This is a genomic window from Burkholderia sp. 22PA0106 (assembly GCF_047497155.1).
Lineage (GTDB): Bacteria > Pseudomonadota > Gammaproteobacteria > Burkholderiales > Burkholderiaceae > Burkholderia.
In genome coordinates this window covers 320690-336705 of the sequence record NZ_CP163162.1, presented here as the reverse complement: position 1 = coordinate 336705, position 16016 = coordinate 320690, and the positions used below count along the sequence as shown (strand labels likewise).

Sequence of the window (16016 nt, the reverse complement as noted above, 5' to 3'; positions counted from 1 at the left end):
ATAGGCGTCCATATTTTTGGCGGCAATTCCCAAATTGTTGGATCGGGCATAACATCAGGTCATGCCGAACCTTCGTCGCAAACTCCCGAGCGCGAACGCGCTGTTCGTCTTCGAAGCCGCCGCGCGCTGCGGAAATTTCACGCGCGCGGCCGAGGAGCTTTACGTCAGCCAGCCGGCCGTCAGCCGCATGCTGTCGCGCATGGAGGATCACATCGGCGTACGCCTGTTCGAGCGCGTGCACGGCGGCATCGAGCTGACCGAGAACGGCCGCATTCTCTATCGCAAGATCTCCGAAGGATTGAACGGCATCGAAGATGCCATCAGCGAGATCGAGGCCCGCGCCACCGGGGTGGAACCGGTCACCTTGTCGGTGTCCACCGCGTTCACCACGCACTGGCTGATGTCGCGCATGGGCCGGCTCAACGCGGCGTTTCCGTCGGTCGATCTGCGTTTTCAACTGATTTCGGGGCGCATCGGCGGCCCGCTCGGCGACGTCGATCTCGGCATGCGCTTCCTGCACGGCGGCGAGCCGGTCGAGCACAGCGTGGCCGTGATGCCCGAGGTACTGCTGCCGGTGTGCAACCCGCGCTACGCGGAACTCGCGCGCGGCGAGGCCTGGCACGAGCATGGCGATACCGTCATCGTCATGGATGCCGAGGAACGCGGCTGGCACACGCGCTACCGGGCGTTCGCCAGCGGCGAGCGCACCGCCGCCCACGTCCTGAGCTTCAACGATTACGCGATCGTCGTGCAGGCCGCGCTGCTGGGCCAGGGCATCGCGCTCGGCTGGGTCAACGTGCTTGCGCACTGGCTCGCGCAGAAGCAACTAGTGCCAGCCGTGTCGGAATTGCAGGTGACCGACCGCCTGTGCTGCCTGTCGTGGGCGCCGGGGCGCCCGCTTCGGCCGATCGTGGCCGAGGTACGCGACTGGCTGCTCGCCGAGATGCACGCCGATCTCGCCGCCGTCGATCTCGCCTACCCCGAACTCGGGCTGGCCGCCGCCATCGCGGCCGGGCCGCGCGCGACGGCCTGAGCGTGCATCGCACAGCATGAAATGCCGTGCGCCCCCCTCAAAACAACCGATTCGTACTATTTAGCAATTTATTTGGCGAAACATGCACTGCGGCAGCGGCGGTAGCATGGTGCGAACCGCTGCGTGCCGCCCGATGGCGGCGCGCAGCGCCTACGCCCTTCCGACGAGACGCCACCCCATGACCGCCCGCTTCAGCCTGCAGGACCTGATTCGCACCGACAACTTCATCGACGGCCAGTGGACCGCCGCCTCGGACGGCCGCTGCTTCGCCGTGACCGATCCGGCCACCGGCAAGACCATCGCCGCGGTGGCGGACAGCAGCGAGGCCGACGCGCGCGCCGCCACCGACGCCGCCGCGCGTGCGTTCCCGGCCTGGCGCGACGCGCTGCCCGCCGAGCGCGCCGCCGTGCTGCGCCGCTGGCACGCGCTGATCGTGGAGCACGCCGACCCGCTCGGTCAGTTGATCTCGCTCGAACAGGGCAAGCCGCTGGCCGAGGGGCGCGGCGAAGTGATGTACGGCGCATCGTACGTGGCGTGGTTCGCCGACGAGGCCACCCGCATCTACGGCGACCTGATCCCGCAGCAGCAGCGCGGCAAGCGCATGAGCGCGCGCAAGGAGCCGGTGGGCGTGGTGGCCGCCATCACGCCGTGGAACTTCCCGCTGGCGATGATCGCGCGCAAGATCGCGCCGGCGCTGGCGGCCGGCTGCACGGTGGTCGCCAAGCCCGCCGAGGACACTCCGCTCACGGCCCTGGCGCTGGTGCTGCTCGCGCACGAAGCCGGCGTGCCGGCCGGCGTGCTGAACCTGATCAGCACCTCGCGCGAGCGCGCGGTGGCGGCCGTGGGCGACTGGCTGGGCGATGCGCGCGTGCGCAAGATCACCTTCACCGGCTCGACGCCGGTCGGCAAATATCTGGCGAAGGAATCGGCCGCCACGCTGAAGAAGCTGTCGCTGGAGCTGGGCGGCAACGCGCCGTTCATCGTGTTCGACGACGCCGATCTCGACGCGGCCGTGGCCGGCCTGCTGGCCTCGAAATTCCGCAACGGCGGCCAGACCTGCGTGTGCCCGAACCGCGTCTACGTGCAGGCCGGTGTGTACGCGCGCTTCGCCGAGCGGCTCGCCGAACGCGTGAACGCGCTCAAGGTCGGCCCCGCCACCCAGGCCGATTCGCAGATCGGCCCGATGATCAACGACCGAGCGATCGACAAGATCGCGCGCCACGTGGACGACGCCGTGACGCGCGGCGCGCGCGTGCTGGCCGGCGGCAAGCGCCTCGCGGAACTCGGCCCGAACTATTACGCGCCCACCGTGCTGGCCGACGCCACCGCCGAGATGCAACTGAGCTGCGAGGAAACCTTCGGCCCGGTGGTGCCGCTGTTCCGCTTCGAGGACGAAGCCGACGCCGTGCGCGCCGCCAACGACACGCCGTTCGGCCTGGCCGCCTATTTCTACAGCCAGGACCTGCGCCGCATCGAGCGCGTCACGCATCAGCTCGAAGCGGGCATCGTCGGCGTCAACGAGGGCGCGCTCTCCAGCGAGGCCGCGCCGTTCGGCGGCGTCAAGGAATCGGGCTACGGCCGCGAAGGCTCGAAATACGGCCTCGACGATTACCTGTCGATCAAGTACGTCTGCCAGGGCGGCCTGGCCTGAAAATAGAAAGGCGCGCCGACGCCGGATCGTCAGCCGTCCTACACTGTCGGCTGATCCCGTTCGACGGAGGCGCACACCATGCATTACGAGCTGTATTACTGGCCCACCATCCAGGGGCGCGGCGAATACGTGAGGCTGGCCCTCGAAGCCGCCGAGGCCGACTACACCGACGTGGCACGCCAGAAGGGCGGCATGGCGGCCATGAGCAAGCTGCTCGACAGCACGACGCTCGAGGCCGTGCCGTTCGCGCCGCCGTTCCTGAAGGCCGGTGAGCACATCGTCGGCCAGGTCGCCAACATCCTGCTGTTCCTCGGCCCGAAGCTGCACCTCGCGCCGAAGGACGAAGCCGGCCGCCTGTGGGCACACCAATTGCAACTGACGGTGGCCGATTTCGTCACCGAGATCCACGACACGCATCACCCGATCGGCTCGGGCCTCTATTACGAGGATCAACTGGCCGAGGCCGCGTGGCGCAGCGAGGATTTCATCGCGAACCGGCTGCCGAAGTTCCTCGGCTACTTCAGCCGCGTGCTCGCGCAGAACCCGCATCGCGGCGGCTTCATGGTCGGCAGCCAGTTGAGCTATGTGGATCTTTCCGTGTTCCAGCTGATCGAGGGCCTGCGCTATGCGTTCCCGAAGGCGATGGGCCGCGAGGAACCGAACCATCCGGGCCTGAGCGAGATTCGCGAGCGCGTCGCCGCGCATCCGCCGATCGCACGCTATCTGGCTTCGGAGCGGCGCATCCCGTTCAACACGCAAGGCATCTTCCGCCACTACCCCGAACTGGATCGTTAGCCGCGCGGCGCGATCTTCAGCCCTGCGAAACAGTTTCGACAGGCGTTGGAAAGCGAAATGGACGCCTGTCGAAAGCCTTCGTATAATTTGGAAGTTAACCTTGCAAGTTCAACTTTCTTTTAATACGATACCGTCCATGTCGCCCGCCAAAGCTTCCGACCGCGCGCTCGAATCCGCCGTCTCCGACCTGACCCTCGCCATCGGCCAACTGGTGCGCCGCGTGCGCTCCGAGCTGGGGCCGAGCGAATACACGCTGTCGCAACTGAGCGTGCTGGCGCGCCTCGAACAGAGCGGCCCGCTGACCACCGCCGATCTCGCGCGCGCCGAATCGATGAAGCCGCAATCGATGGGCACGCTGGTGGTCGGCCTGGAAACGGCCGGGCTGATCGAGCGGCAGCCGCATCCCACCGATGGCCGCCAATGGCTGATCGCGCTGACGCCCGCGGGCGCGGCCGAACGCCTGCAGCGCCGCACCGCCAAGCACGCCTGGCTGCTCGAAGCGGTGCGCGAACTGAGCGACGAGGAGCGCCGCGTGCTGGCCGCCGCCCTGCCGCTGATCAAGCAACTGGCCGAGCGTTGACCGCCGGCCGTTCGCAGTCCTTCGAACCGCCTCGCAATCTTTCACGGCGCCGCATTCCGGCGGCGCCGCGCCGTTCCTGGTCCAACCCGTCACCGGCCCCGCGCCGTAGGAGTCTTTCCATGACCGTCACCGTCCTCGATCCGAAAACCGCCCTCGTCGTCATCGACCTGCAGAAGGGCATCGTCGCCCTGCCCATCGCGCATCCGGCCGCCGACATCGTCGCGCAATCGGTCAAGCTGCTCGACGCGTTCCGCGCGAAGCAACTGCCCGTGGTGCTCGTCAACGTGGCCGGCATCCCGCCGGGCCGCAACGAACAATCGCACGGCGGCGGCGCGCTGCCGCCCGATTGGGCCGACCTGATCCCCGAACTGAAGCAGCAGCCGAGCGACCTGCTGGTTACCAAGCGTTCGTGGTGCGCGTTCACCAACACCGATCTCGACGCCAAGCTGAAGGCCGCCGGCGTCACGCAGATCGTGCTGTGCGGCATCGCCACCAGCATCGGCGTCGAATCCACGGCGCGCGTCGCCCATGCGCTCGGCTACAACGTCACGCTCGTCAGCGATGCGATGACCGACCTGAAGGTCGAGGCGCACGCGCACAGCTTCAGCACGATCTTCCCGCGCCTCGGCGAATCCGGCACGACGCAGGACGTCATCGCGCTGCTCGACAAGCACGGTGCCTGATCGCCGATCCGGCACTGCAGCACGGGATACTGCCCCGGCCGCGTCCGCGCGCCTCGATCCGGCCATCTGGAAGGTGTGCGCGGTGGCGACGCTCGGCTCGCTGCTCGCGCAACTCGACGCCACCATCGTCAACGTCTCGCTGTCGGGCCTCGCCCACGCGATGCATACCCGCCTCGCGACGATCCAGTGGGTCACCAGCGCCTACCTGCTCGCGCTCACGCTGGCCTTGCCGATGAACGGCTGGCTGGTGGATCGGCTCGGCGCGAAGCGCGTCTATCTGGTCTGCTTCACCGCGTTCACCGTGACCTCCGCGCTGTGCGGGCTGGCGTGGTCGGCCGGTTCGCTGATCGCGTTCCGCGTATTGCAGGGCGTGACCGGCGGCCTGCTCGCGCCGATGGCGCAGCTGACCATCGCGCGCGTGGCCGGCGCGCAGATGGCACGCGTGGTGGGCTATGCCGCCGTGCCGGTGCTGATCGCGCCGGTGCTCGGCCCAGTGCTGGCCGGCGCGCTGCTCGATTACGCGTCGTGGCGCTGGCTGTTCCTGATGAACCTGCCGATCGGCGCGCTGGGCCTGGTGCTCGCGGTGCGCTTCCTGCCTGCGGACACCCCCACCGGCGAACAACGCCGGCTCGACTGGATGGGCTTCGCGTTGCTGTCGCCCGCGCTGGTGCTGGTGCTGTTCGGTTGCGAACGCGTCGCGCGCCCCGAGGGCGCCGCCTCGCTCGCGGCGGGCGCGTTGCTGATCGCGTTGTTCCTGCGCCATGCGCGCCGCCTCGGCGCGCACGCCCTGATCGATCTCGCTGTGTTCCGCCGCCCGGTGTTCGGCCTGGCCGCGTTGACGCAATTCATCGCGAACGGCGCGCTGTTCGTCTCGCAGATGCTGGTGCCGCTCTACCTGATCGACGGCGTGGGCCGCTCGCCCGGCGAAATGGGCTGGCTGCTCGCGCCTACCGGCATCGGCCTGATGATCGCGTTTCCGTCGATGGGGATGCTGACCGAACGTTTCGGCATCCGATACGTTTCGGCCGGCGGCGCGCTGCTCGCGCTGTTTTCTACGCTGCCGATGGTGTGGATGCCGCTGCACGGCTTCGGCCTCGCGGTCATGCTGGCCTCGCAGCTCCTGCGCGGCATGGGCCAGGGCGCGATCGGCGTGCCGACCATCACGGCCGCCTATGCGTCGGTGCCGCGCGAGGCGCTGCCGATGGCCACCACCGCGCTCAACATCGTGCAGCGGCTGGGCGGCCCGGCGCTGACCACGCTGTGCTCCACCTTGCTGGCCTGGCGGCTCGCGATCCCGGCAGCGGGCGACGGCGCGAGCACGCATGCGACCGCCTACGCGTGGGGCTTCGCGATGCTGGCCGCGCTGTATGCGTTGCTGTTCGCGATGGCGCTGCGTTTTCCGGTACGGGTGGCGAAGCGGGCCGACGCGCGCGCCTGAACCGGCCCGCGCGAAGCCATGGCGGCAGCGCAGGCTTCACGCCGCCTCGTGTATCGTGGCGGCGTACTCGCCATTCCGGAAACCCGATGATCCCGATCCGCCCGCGATCGATGCCAGCCAGCACGTCACACGGGGCCGCGCGCCTTCTCGCGCTTGGCCTTGCCCTCACTCCCTCGCTCTGCCATGCCGACAGCGGCAGCCCAGGCGGCACCCGGCTGTTCACCGTGCTCGCGCTGGCGGCCGGCTGGCTGCTGCTGACCGTGTTCCTGTTCACGAAGCTGCGCCGCGCACGCCCGCTCACGCGTTACCTCGCGACCGCGCTGTTCCTCTGCGCACCGCTGCCGTGGCTCGCCGTCACCTATCGCAGCGCCATGCAAACGGGCCCGCAAGGCGCGATGCGCGAGGCCGATGCGCCGGTGCAGATGGGCGGCGCGACGTTCCCGGCCGGCAGCCGCGTGCAAACGCGCGTCGCCAACGGGCAGCCCGCCGCGATCACGAGCGAACGCGCGGTAGCGCTCGGCACGCTGTCGATTCGCGGCATCGAACATCGCAACGGCGATGCCGGCACCGTCTACCGCGTCACGCTCGCCTTCGATCAAAGCCTCGACGGCTGGCCCTGCGCTGCCATCGGCGAAACCGGCACCCGCGTCGACGTGAGCGACCCGCACGCGCCCACACCGCGCCTGCTGCAATGCCAGCTCGCGAAAACGGTCAACCTCGGCGACATCGCCTGGCCGCCGGCCACCGTCGTCGAACGTGCGCCGGACGGCGCCGGCTGGACGCTGCGCTGGTCGCTCGAAACCTACTCGCAGGTCGGCTACGCCAAGGGGTTCTCGTTCAACGTGAACACCATGTCGGGCAACTACGACGCCGCGCGCAAGCTCACGGCGTGGCAAGGCCGGCTCGCGGTGGACGACGATGTCGGCGTGGGCAGCGTGACGTTCGCCGCCAATCCGCAACCCGCGCTGCGCTGGCAGCGCGATGACAACAGCGTGCAGGTCACCGGGCAACGCGCGGGCGCGCCCGCCCAGGCGACCGAAGCCTGCGTGAAGGTGGCGGCCCGGCCGCTGCGCTATCTGCCGTGCTCGGGCAGCGCACCGGCCAAGGCGCCGTAAACGGCAATCGGGCAGCCGGCTCGTGACCGGCTGCCCGATTGATCAGGATCGCCAAACGCCGCCGCGCTTACTGCACGGCCACCGCCTCGCGCGTCTTCAGCGTGAGCGTCAGGTTCGGCAACGCTTCGGCTTCCGCCTCGACCCGCGCCGCGTGCGACAGCCGCCGGTAGCGTGCCAGCGCCCACAGCGGAAAATACGCCGTGTAACCGTGGTACTTGAGGTAATAGATGCGCGGGAAACCCGGCGCATTGTGCGAACGGTGCCACCAGAAGCCATCGTCCTGCTGCACCGACATCAGATAGCGAATGCCGCGCTGCACCGATTCCGATTGCCAGTCGCCGAACGCCATCTGCGCGAGCAGCGCCCAGGCCGTAAAGTTCGATGCGCTCTCGCCGCCGTTGGTGCCGGCCAGCGCCGGATCGATATAGCTGTCGTTGGTTTCGCCCCAGCCGCCGTCGGCATGCTGCCGCGCGCGCAGCCAGGCCAGCGCCCGCGCAATGTAGGGCTGCGAAGGATCTTCACCGGCCAGCGCCAGCCCGGCCAGCACGCTCCAGGTTCCATACAGATAGTTGGTGCCCCAGCGGCCCCACCAGCTGCCGTCCGCGCGCTGCGCGCCCTTCACGTATTCGATCGCACGCCGGAGCGCCGGCTTGTCCTCGTCGCGGCCGGTCACGCCGAAGCACAACAGCACGCGGCCCGACACATCCTCGGTCGGCGGATCGAGCAGCGCGCCGTGATCGGCGAACGGGATCAGGTTCAGGTACAGACGATCGCAATCGGCGTCGAACGCACCGAAGCCGCCGTTGCGCGATTGCAGGCCGCGCATCCAGTCCAGCCCGCGCGCCACGCCCTGCTCGTACGGGTTGTGGCCCGTGCTGCGCGCCAGCGCGCGGCCGCGCTGATGCAGCATCGCGGCCACCACCGCGCTGTCGTCGATGTCGGGGTAATACGGGTTCTCGTACTGGAACGCCCAGCCGCCCGGCGGCGTCTCGGCCGGCGCATTTTCGATCCAGTCGCCGCGCAGCTCGGTCACCTGCTTGCCGGCCATCCATTCGTAGGCGGCGCCGATCTTCTCGTTCAGTTGTGCTTCGGAAAACCGCGGATCGGCACGCGTCTCGGGCACCGCGCGCGCCTGTTCGAGCGCCATCGTGGCCCAGGCCGTGTCCCACACCGGCGAGAGGCACGGCTGGCAGTACATGCTGCCGTCGGGGCGCTCGACCAACAGCTTTTCGAGCGCGCGCTCGCAGTCGCGGCGCAGCGGATGATCGTCAGGATACCCAAGCGCATCCATCATCTGGTAGCTGTAGACGATCGGCGGGAAGATCCCGCCCATGCCGTCCTCGCCGTTCATGCGCTCGGCGCACCACGCCTCGGCGTGACGGATCGCGCGGCGGCGCAGCGCCTGCGGGATCAGCGCATCGGCATGGCGCACGGTGCGGTCGATGCCGAGAAACAGGTTGCGCACGAAACCGCCGCGCGCGAAGTAATGGCGTTCTTCCTCGGGCGCGACCACGAACAGCTCGCGAATCGACACGTTGCGCGGGTTCTTCGCGCGCGCCTTCAACGAACACAGCACCAGCAGCGGCACCATCGTCGTGCGCGCCCAATAGGCGACCTTGTACATCGAGATCGGCACCCACTTCGGGAACAGCACGAACTCCACCGGCATGAACGGCGTGGCGCGCCACGGCACCTGGCCGAAGGTGGCCAGCAGGATGCGCGTGAACACGTTGCACTTCGCCGCGCCGCCGAGCTTCAGGATGCATTCGCGGGCACGCGCCATGTGCGGCGCGTATTCGCTGTCGCCTGCCGCCTTCAGCGCGAAGTAGGCCTTCACGCTGGCCGACACGTCGGGGGCGCCATCCACGTAGAGATCCCAGCCGCCGTGGGTCGACAGCCGTTGAATCCCGCGCAGGTAGATCGCCATGCGGGCCTGCCGTGCGTCGTCGATCTTCCCCATGAAATGCATCATCAGGATGTATTCGGCGGTGATCGTCGCGTCGGATTCGAGTTCGAAGCACCAGCTGCCGTCGGCGTCCTGGCGCTGCGCAAGGGCGTCGCGGCCGCGCAGGATCGCGGCATCGAGCATCGATGGCAGAGGAAGAGCGGAATTTTTCATCGGCCGGATCATACCATCCAGCCGGATTGTTTGGATTTGACGGCCGATGTTAAGATGCGCGGATGAATTCCTCCCGGCCTTCCGCGCCCGCCGCGCCGCCTGTCGACCCGGCCGCCGTGCCCGCCTCCTCGTTGCCCGCGCCGGATTTCGTATCCGCTGACGATGCGCCTCGCATGTCCGCAGCCGCATCGGCCGCCTCCGGCGAGCGCCCCGCCACCGACGACACCCGCGGCAACCGCCGCAAGAAAGCCCCCGCCCATGTCCGTTCGCAGTTATTGAGCGCCGCCGCCGATATCGCGGCGGAACACGGCGTGCATGCCGTCACGCTCGACGCCGTGGCCGAGCGTGCCGGCGTCAGCAAGGGCGGGCTGCAATATCACTTCCGCAGCAAGCAGGCGCTGTTCGATGCGCTGTTCGCGCAGACCCTCGAACGCTTCGAGCAGCAGATGCATACGCGCATCGACAACGATCCGCACCCGCAGGGCGCGAACGCGCGCGCCTATCTGCACGCGGCGATGGCCGAAGCCGCGCCCGCCGCCAGCACCAACCTGCTGCGCGTGCTGGTGTCGTCGATGATGACGGACCCGGACGCGCGCGAACGCTGGGCCGCGCCGATGCGCGAGATCGCGCGCCCCGATCCGCTGCCGCTCGGCGACGCCGCGCGCCTGATGATCTGCCGGCTCGCCGCCGACGGCATGTGGATTTCCGAATTGCTCGGCTATCAGAACCTGTCGCCCGACCTGCGCGAGGAAATCGTTCGCCAGCTCGAGGCGATGACGATGGACCGCGCCTGAGCGCCACGCTCCAATCTCCCCTTCCCGCTTCCCCCCTTTGACGGAGTAACACGATGCCTTCCCCGATCCCGTTCGACACGATCCGCGCGATCGCTTTCGATTTCGACGGCGTGATTCTCGATTCGGTCTGGATGAAGGTAAACCTGTTCTTCGAGTGCTACGACGAGCCGATCAGCGAGACGCAGCGCGCCGACATGCTGGCCCATCTCGTGCATCATGGCGGCGTGGGCCGCGTCGCGAAGTTCGCGCACTACGAGCAGGTGATCTTCGGCCGCGTGCCGGACCCGGCTGTGGTGCAGGGGCGCGCGCAGCGCTACAGCGAGCTGCTGATGGAACGCATCGACCGCTGCCCCGAGTTGCCCGGCGCACGCGCATTCCTCGAACGGCGGCAGGGCGCGCTGTCGCTGCACCTGATTTCCGGCACCGCCGACGACGATCTGCAGCGCATCACGCGCGAACGCGATTTCGCGCGCTATTTCCGCAGCATCGTCGGTTCGCCCACCACCAAGCCCGATGCGTTCGCCGACGTGCTGCGCCAGGGCGGCTGGCAGCCGGCCGAGGTGCTGGCGATCGGCGATTCGTTCACGGAATTCGACGCGGCGCGCGGGCTCGGCATGCCGTTCGCGGGCATCGTCGCGCCGGGCGAGGAGAACCCGTTCCCGGCCGACGTGCCCGTCTATCAGGATATGGCGGCGCTCGATGCGGCCTGGGATGCCGCCAACTAATCAGCACCGCTGACGAAACACCGCGCGCGGCTTAAACACTCGCACATTCAGCCCCGGCCCCGCGCCGTGCGCGCCTCGATCGCGCGCACCACGGCGGCCATGTCCTCGCCGCCGTGCCCGAGCGCCAGCGTCTCGTCGTACAGCGCGTGGCACGTATCGAGCAGCGGCGACGCCAGGCCCGCATTGCGCGCGGCCTCGGCGGCCAACTGGTTGTTCTTCAGCACGTCGGCAATCGACGCCTGCACCTCGAAATCCTCGCGCACCAGCTTGTCGATCTTCACGCGCGACACGGCGCTGGCCATCGGGCCGGCGTCGAGCACGGCCTGAAACTGCGTCAGGTCCAGCCCGTAATGGCGCGCCAGATGCGAGGCCTCGGCCAGCGCCGTCACCATCGGAATCAGGTAGCTGTTGACGGCCAGCTTCATCAGCAGGCCCGCCGGCACCGCGCCGCATTCCACCGCCTGATGGCACATCGGCGCGAGCAGCGGGCGCACCACGGCGACGTCGTCCGGCTCGCCGGCCAGCATCGCCACGAGTTGTCCCGCCTCGGCCGGCTTGCGCGAACCCGACACGGGCGCTTCGACGTAACGGCCGCCGGCCGCGCGGATCTCGGCGTCGAGCGCGCGCGAATACTCGGCCGACATGGTGCCCATCTGCACGATCAGGTGCCCGGCCACGCGCTCGCCGAACGCGGGCGTGCCACGGCCGAGCACGGCGTCGAGCGCGGCGTCGGTCGCCATCATCAGGATCACTATCTTTGCGCTGCGGTAGACCTCGTCGACCGTTTCGGCCACCCGCGCGCCCGCTTCGCGCAACGGTTCGCAGCGTGCGGGCGAGCGGTTCCACACCACCAGTTCGGTGCCCGCGCGCGCGAGGTTGAGCGCCATCGGCTGCCCCATCACGCCGATCCCGACGAATCCCACGACTTCGCTTGCCATGCCTTGTCTCCTCGATATGCATCGTTGAAGCACGCCGCACGATGCGGCGCGCGACGTCGGGCGGCGGGGAAGGTACGCGGAGCGCGTGCCGGCGCGCGAGAAACGGCGGGGCGGCACGGTGGCGGAAGCAGGCTGAAGCAGGCGGAGGAAACACCCCGGCAGCGCGGCGGCCGGGTCGGCAGCGGCGGCGGGTTCGATGGCCCGGATCGGCGCACGTCGTCATCTCCGCGCACGATCGTGTCGCGCGCGTCGACGCTCATCCTAGCAATTCGCCGCGCGGAAGCAAGCGCGGCAGCGCATGGCGGGCGTGATCGGGCAGGATGCCCGGTGCCGTCATGCGCGGGCGGGTATCAGACGGCAGCGCCCGCCGCACGGGCGAGCCTCAGACGGCCGCGCTCTCACGCGCGTTGCGCGCTTCGTAGGCCTTCAGGTGGTTGTAAGCCACGCGCAACAGCTTCAGGCCGCCGTCGCCGGCCGGCGCGCGCGCGAGCAGATCGCCGATCACGTGATCGGCCTCGACGCGCGCGTGGTTCTCGACGTCGCGCAGCATCGAGGCGGTCATGCTCGATGCCGTGAACAGCATGCGGCGCGCGCGCTCGTGCAGCGATTCGCCGGCCGGGAAGCCGTTGTGCGCGGCGATGGCGGTCACTTCGCCGAACATCGTTTCGAGCAACTGGCGGCCGTCCGGCGCGGCCAGGATATCGCCCACCGAACCGCGGAACAGCGACGTGGATGCGGCCAGCGTGGACAGGAACATCCACTTGTCCCACATCTTGGCGACGATGTCGTCGGCCGGCAGCACGTCGAAGCCGGCGCCCGAGAACGCCTCGGCCACGGCCTGCGTGCGCGGCGTGAGGCCGCCCGCCAGATCGCCGAAGCCCACCGCGTGCGCATCGTTCAGGTGAACGATGTGTTGCCCGGCGTCGAGCGTGGCCGCGATCATGCAGAGGCCGCCCATCACGTTCGCGTCGCCGAAGCGGGCCTTCAGCACGTCGATATGGCGCATGCCGTTCAGCACCGGCAGGATCGCCGTGCGCGGGCCGACGAACGGCGCGAACGATTCGATCGCGTCGTCCAGGCCATACGATTTGCAGCTCAGGAAAATCAGGTCGAACGCGCCGGCGCGGTCGGCGTCGCCGGCCTGCACCGTCTTCACGTCGCGCAGCGTCAGGTCGCCGGCCGGGCTGCGGATCACGAGGCCGTCGCGCGCGAGCGCGCGGGCGCGCCCCTCGCGCACGAGAAACGTCACGTCACGCCCGGCCGCAGCCAGCCGCCCGCCGAAATAACCGCCCGTCGCCCCCGCGCCCACCACCAGAATCCGCATCGCCATCTCCTTGCCATCACGTTTCAGAAAGAGTGCCGGGCCGCGCCGCCATCCGGGGCGAGGCCGAGCGCGACGACTGTAGCGGAATTCGTGAAAGCGTGCCGGCGCGGGCGCGGGAAGCGCTGCGCGAGCGGCGGAATGGACGATGGCGCGCCGGGGTTCGGCGTCGGCAGTCAACGCCAGTCGAGCACCGGCCAGCCGGCCTCGCGCGCCTGGCGTTCGAGCACCGGGTCGGGGCGCACCGCGTGCGGGCGATCGACGCGGCCGAGCAGCGGCAGGTCGTTGTGCGAATCGGAATAGAAGCTCGCGCCGGCCAGCGCCTCGCCGGCATCGCGCAGCCACGCGTCGAGCCGCACGCTCTTGCCCTCGCGAAACGGCAGCACGCCGACCGTGCGGCCGGTGTACGCGCCGTCGCGCAGTTCGGGGTCGATCGCGATCACCGCGTCGATCCCGAAGCGCGCGGCGATCGGCTCGACCAGATGCGCGCCCGACGCCGAGATCACGAGCAGGCGGTCGCCGGCCGCGCGATGCGCCTCGACGGCGCGGCACGCGTCGGCCCGCATGCGCGGCACGATCACGTCGCCAACGAAGGCCTCGACGGCGGCACCCACCTCGCCGCCATCGCGGCCGATCAGCGGCGCAAGCGTCAGCGCCATGTAATCGCCCATCGACAGCGTGCCCGCGCCGTACGCGCGCATCATCTCGTCGCAGCGGCTCACGAACGCGTCGCCGTCGGCCCAGCCGAGCTCGGCCATGCGGCAGCTCCACAAGCTCGCGCAATCGCCATCGATCAGGGTGTCGTCGAGATCGAAGATCGCCAGGGTCATGATGCGGTGTCCATCGAAAGAAGTCGGAAGGAATCGGAAAGAAAACCACCGACGAACCGCCGCGCGGGCGGTTCGTCACGCCAAACATTGCAACCGGATCAGCGCATCGCCGGCGCACCAGCCCCCGCCGGCGCGCGCGACGGCTTCGCGAACAACCGGTCGAGCCGCGCCTTCTCCTCGGCCGACGGGCGGATCGCGATCGCGCAGCCGACGAACACCAGGAAGTTCGCGATCAGGCCGACGATCCCGCTGGTCAGCGACCCGAGCGCGCGGATGTCGTCCGGATAGAGCGTGGTCAGCACGATCGCGATCGCGATGCCCACCACCATCCCCGCGATCGCCCCCTGCTTGTTGCCGTGGCGCGAGAAGATGCCGAAGAACAGCGGCACGGCGAGCTGGATGATCCCTTGATAGGAGATTTGCGCGAGCAGTTGCAGGCGGCTGTAGTTGAACGTCAGGTAGGCGATCACGGCCGCCGCGATGATGAACACCGCCATGCCGGCCTTCGACAGCACCATCAGTTGCTTGTCGGTGCGCGGCGCGCGCCAGGTGGCCAGATCGTTCGCGAACTGCGTGCCGCACACCTGCACGCAGCCGTCCACGTGGCCGATGCTGGCCGCAAGCACGATCACGATGGCGAGCGCCAGCAGCCACGGGCCGCCGATGTCGGCCAGCGCGACGAACCAGCCGTGCTGCGGGTTGGCCGCCACCTTCGGGTCGTGGCTGGCCGCCGCCGCGAACAGCATCAGGATGCAGTAGAAACCGCCCACCAGCAGCATGGTCAGCAAGGTGCCCTTCTTCACGGCGCGCACGCCGCTCGCCGTGTAGATGCGCTGGAAGCTCATCGGCCAGCACATCGAGCCGATCACGCCGGTGAAGATCAGGCTGAACATGTACCACGGCCCGTAGGACGTGCGCGCGTCGCCCGGGATCAGCAGCATCTTGCCGGTCAGTTGCGAGAGGTTCGAGAACGACGCGTGCGGGCCGGCCAGCAGCAGCACGCACACCACCGCGCACACCACGTAGGCGATCAGCCCCTGGAACATGTCGGTCATGATCAGGCCGCGCATGCCCATGCTGACCGTCCAGTACTGGCGGATCAGCACCACGGCCACGCCCACTGCCAGGCAGGCCGTGACGGTCCACTGCCCGAAGCTCGCGAACTGGAACAGCGTGGCGAGCGCCTGGATGCCCATCACCACCCACGGGAACACCGAGATGATGCCGATGATCGACGCGATCCGCTTCACGGCCGGGCTGTTGAAGCGCATGCCGAGCAGGTCGGGCTGGGTGGTGAGGTTGAACTGGCGGCCCCAGGTCCAGGCGCGGTTCGCCATCAGGTACATGGCGGTCACGCCGAGCGTGGCGTAGACCATCCCGTAGAAGCCCAGCACGCCGCCCACCGACAGCGCGAAGAACGCCGTGAAGGTGGAGCCGGGCCACCACGAATTGGTGTAGCTCATCGCCACGTACCACGGCCCGTACGAGCGGCCGCCCACGGCGTAATCGGCGAACGTGGTGCTGCGCCGGTTGGTGGCGTAGAGCACCGCGATCATCGCGGCGAGAAATACCACGATGGTCCCGAACGTGATGAACGGGTTGCCGCCTCCGGTCAGTTCGCTCATGCCGCTTCTCCTTCGTCGGCCAGTTCGCCGGTCAGCCCTTCCGTCACGTAAAGCGCCCAGCAGCCGAGCCCCACCAGCACCGCGTTCGCGATCCAGTAGAAGATCGGCAGCGGCACGCCGAACACCAGCCGCGTGCTGCCGCTCACGCCCAGATAAAGCGGCGGGAACAGCGCCATCATCAGCAGCAGGAAAAAGTAGATGCCGAAGGCAACGCGGATCGCGCCGCGCTTGCCCGACGCCTGCGTGGATTCGAATACCGTGCTCATCGCCCCACCTCCCGATGCGCCGCACGTGCCGGCGCGCCGCCGAAACTTAATATGGATAACTGAATGACTGACATGCCGCTTCACCCTGAATTTCGCCACCGGT

15 protein-coding genes are annotated in these 16016 nt (G+C 68.9%); 9 read left to right on the top strand and 6 right to left on the bottom strand.

Going from position 1 to position 16016, the window contains the following annotated elements:
* Positions 1-61 precede the first annotated feature (61 nt).
* From AB4850_RS01455 to AB4850_RS01425, 7 genes are all read left to right on the top strand, one after another.
* Positions 62-1033, top strand: coding sequence for a LysR family transcriptional regulator (locus AB4850_RS01455; RefSeq protein ID WP_414440852.1), 972 nt, complete (start codon positions 62-64; stop codon positions 1031-1033).
* 178 nt (positions 1034-1211) lie between these two features.
* Entirely contained in the window at positions 1212-2684 is a 1473-nt protein-coding gene (locus AB4850_RS01450; RefSeq protein WP_414440851.1) for an NAD-dependent succinate-semialdehyde dehydrogenase, read from the top strand.
* Between the two features lie 78 nt (positions 2685-2762).
* Positions 2763-3479, top strand: a complete 717-nt coding sequence (locus AB4850_RS01445) for a glutathione S-transferase (protein ID WP_414440850.1) — start codon at positions 2763-2765, stop codon at positions 3477-3479.
* A gap of 136 nt (positions 3480-3615) precedes the next feature.
* Positions 3616-4059, top strand: a complete 444-nt coding sequence (locus AB4850_RS01440) for a MarR family winged helix-turn-helix transcriptional regulator (RefSeq protein WP_414440849.1) — start codon at positions 3616-3618, stop codon at positions 4057-4059.
* A 119-nt stretch (positions 4060-4178) separates the two neighbouring features.
* Positions 4179-4742 (top strand): isochorismatase family protein, encoded by a 564-nt coding sequence (locus AB4850_RS01435; RefSeq protein WP_414440848.1) that lies wholly within the window; start codon positions 4179-4181, stop codon positions 4740-4742.
* On the top strand, positions 4735-6180 hold the full coding sequence (locus AB4850_RS01430) for a DHA2 family efflux MFS transporter permease subunit (RefSeq protein WP_414440847.1): 1446 nt from the start codon (positions 4735-4737) through the stop codon (positions 6178-6180). Before AB4850_RS01435 ends, AB4850_RS01430 begins: the two co-directional genes overlap by 8 nt.
* A gap of 86 nt (positions 6181-6266) precedes the next feature.
* On the top strand, positions 6267-7295 hold the full coding sequence (locus AB4850_RS01425) for a hypothetical protein (RefSeq protein WP_414440846.1): 1029 nt from the start codon (positions 6267-6269) through the stop codon (positions 7293-7295).
* A gap of 67 nt (positions 7296-7362) precedes the next feature.
* Here the strand turns inward: AB4850_RS01425 and shc are convergent, their stop codons facing one another.
* Complete coding sequence (gene shc, locus AB4850_RS01420; protein WP_414440845.1) at positions 7363-9426, bottom strand: squalene--hopene cyclase; 2064 nt, start codon at positions 9424-9426, stop codon at positions 7363-7365.
* 161 nt (positions 9427-9587) lie between these two features.
* Between shc and AB4850_RS01415 the strand changes: the two genes are divergently transcribed.
* Positions 9588-10208 (top strand): TetR/AcrR family transcriptional regulator, encoded by a 621-nt coding sequence (locus tag AB4850_RS01415; protein ID WP_414440844.1) that lies wholly within the window; start codon positions 9588-9590, stop codon positions 10206-10208.
* A gap of 53 nt (positions 10209-10261) precedes the next feature.
* Positions 10262-10933, top strand: a complete 672-nt coding sequence (locus AB4850_RS01410) for an HAD family hydrolase (protein ID WP_414440843.1) — start codon at positions 10262-10264, stop codon at positions 10931-10933.
* A 47-nt stretch (positions 10934-10980) separates the two neighbouring features.
* Here AB4850_RS01410 and AB4850_RS01405 read toward each other — a convergent pair whose 3' ends face one another.
* The 5 genes from AB4850_RS01405 to AB4850_RS01385 all read right to left on the bottom strand — a co-directional run bounded on the left by AB4850_RS01405 (position 10981) and on the right by AB4850_RS01385 (position 15913).
* Complete coding sequence (locus tag AB4850_RS01405) at positions 10981-11871, bottom strand: NAD(P)-dependent oxidoreductase (RefSeq protein ID WP_414440842.1); 891 nt, start codon at positions 11869-11871, stop codon at positions 10981-10983.
* 382 nt (positions 11872-12253) lie between these two features.
* Positions 12254-13195, bottom strand: a complete 942-nt coding sequence (locus AB4850_RS01400) for a ketopantoate reductase family protein (protein ID WP_414440841.1) — start codon at positions 13193-13195, stop codon at positions 12254-12256.
* 173 nt (positions 13196-13368) lie between these two features.
* Positions 13369-14022, bottom strand: coding sequence for an HAD family hydrolase (locus AB4850_RS01395; protein ID WP_414440840.1), 654 nt, complete (start codon positions 14020-14022; stop codon positions 13369-13371).
* Between the two features lie 98 nt (positions 14023-14120).
* Positions 14121-15647 carry a sodium:solute symporter family protein gene (locus AB4850_RS01390; protein ID WP_414440839.1) on the bottom strand — a complete coding sequence of 509 codons (1527 nt, stop codon included), beginning with the start codon at positions 15645-15647 and terminating at the stop codon, positions 14121-14123.
* Positions 15644-15913: a hypothetical protein gene (locus AB4850_RS01385; RefSeq protein ID WP_414440838.1), complete on the bottom strand. Its 270-nt coding sequence runs from the start codon at positions 15911-15913 to the stop codon at positions 15644-15646. The genes AB4850_RS01390 and AB4850_RS01385 overlap by 4 nt, the downstream gene beginning before the upstream one ends.
* Positions 15914-16016 lie beyond the last annotated feature (103 nt).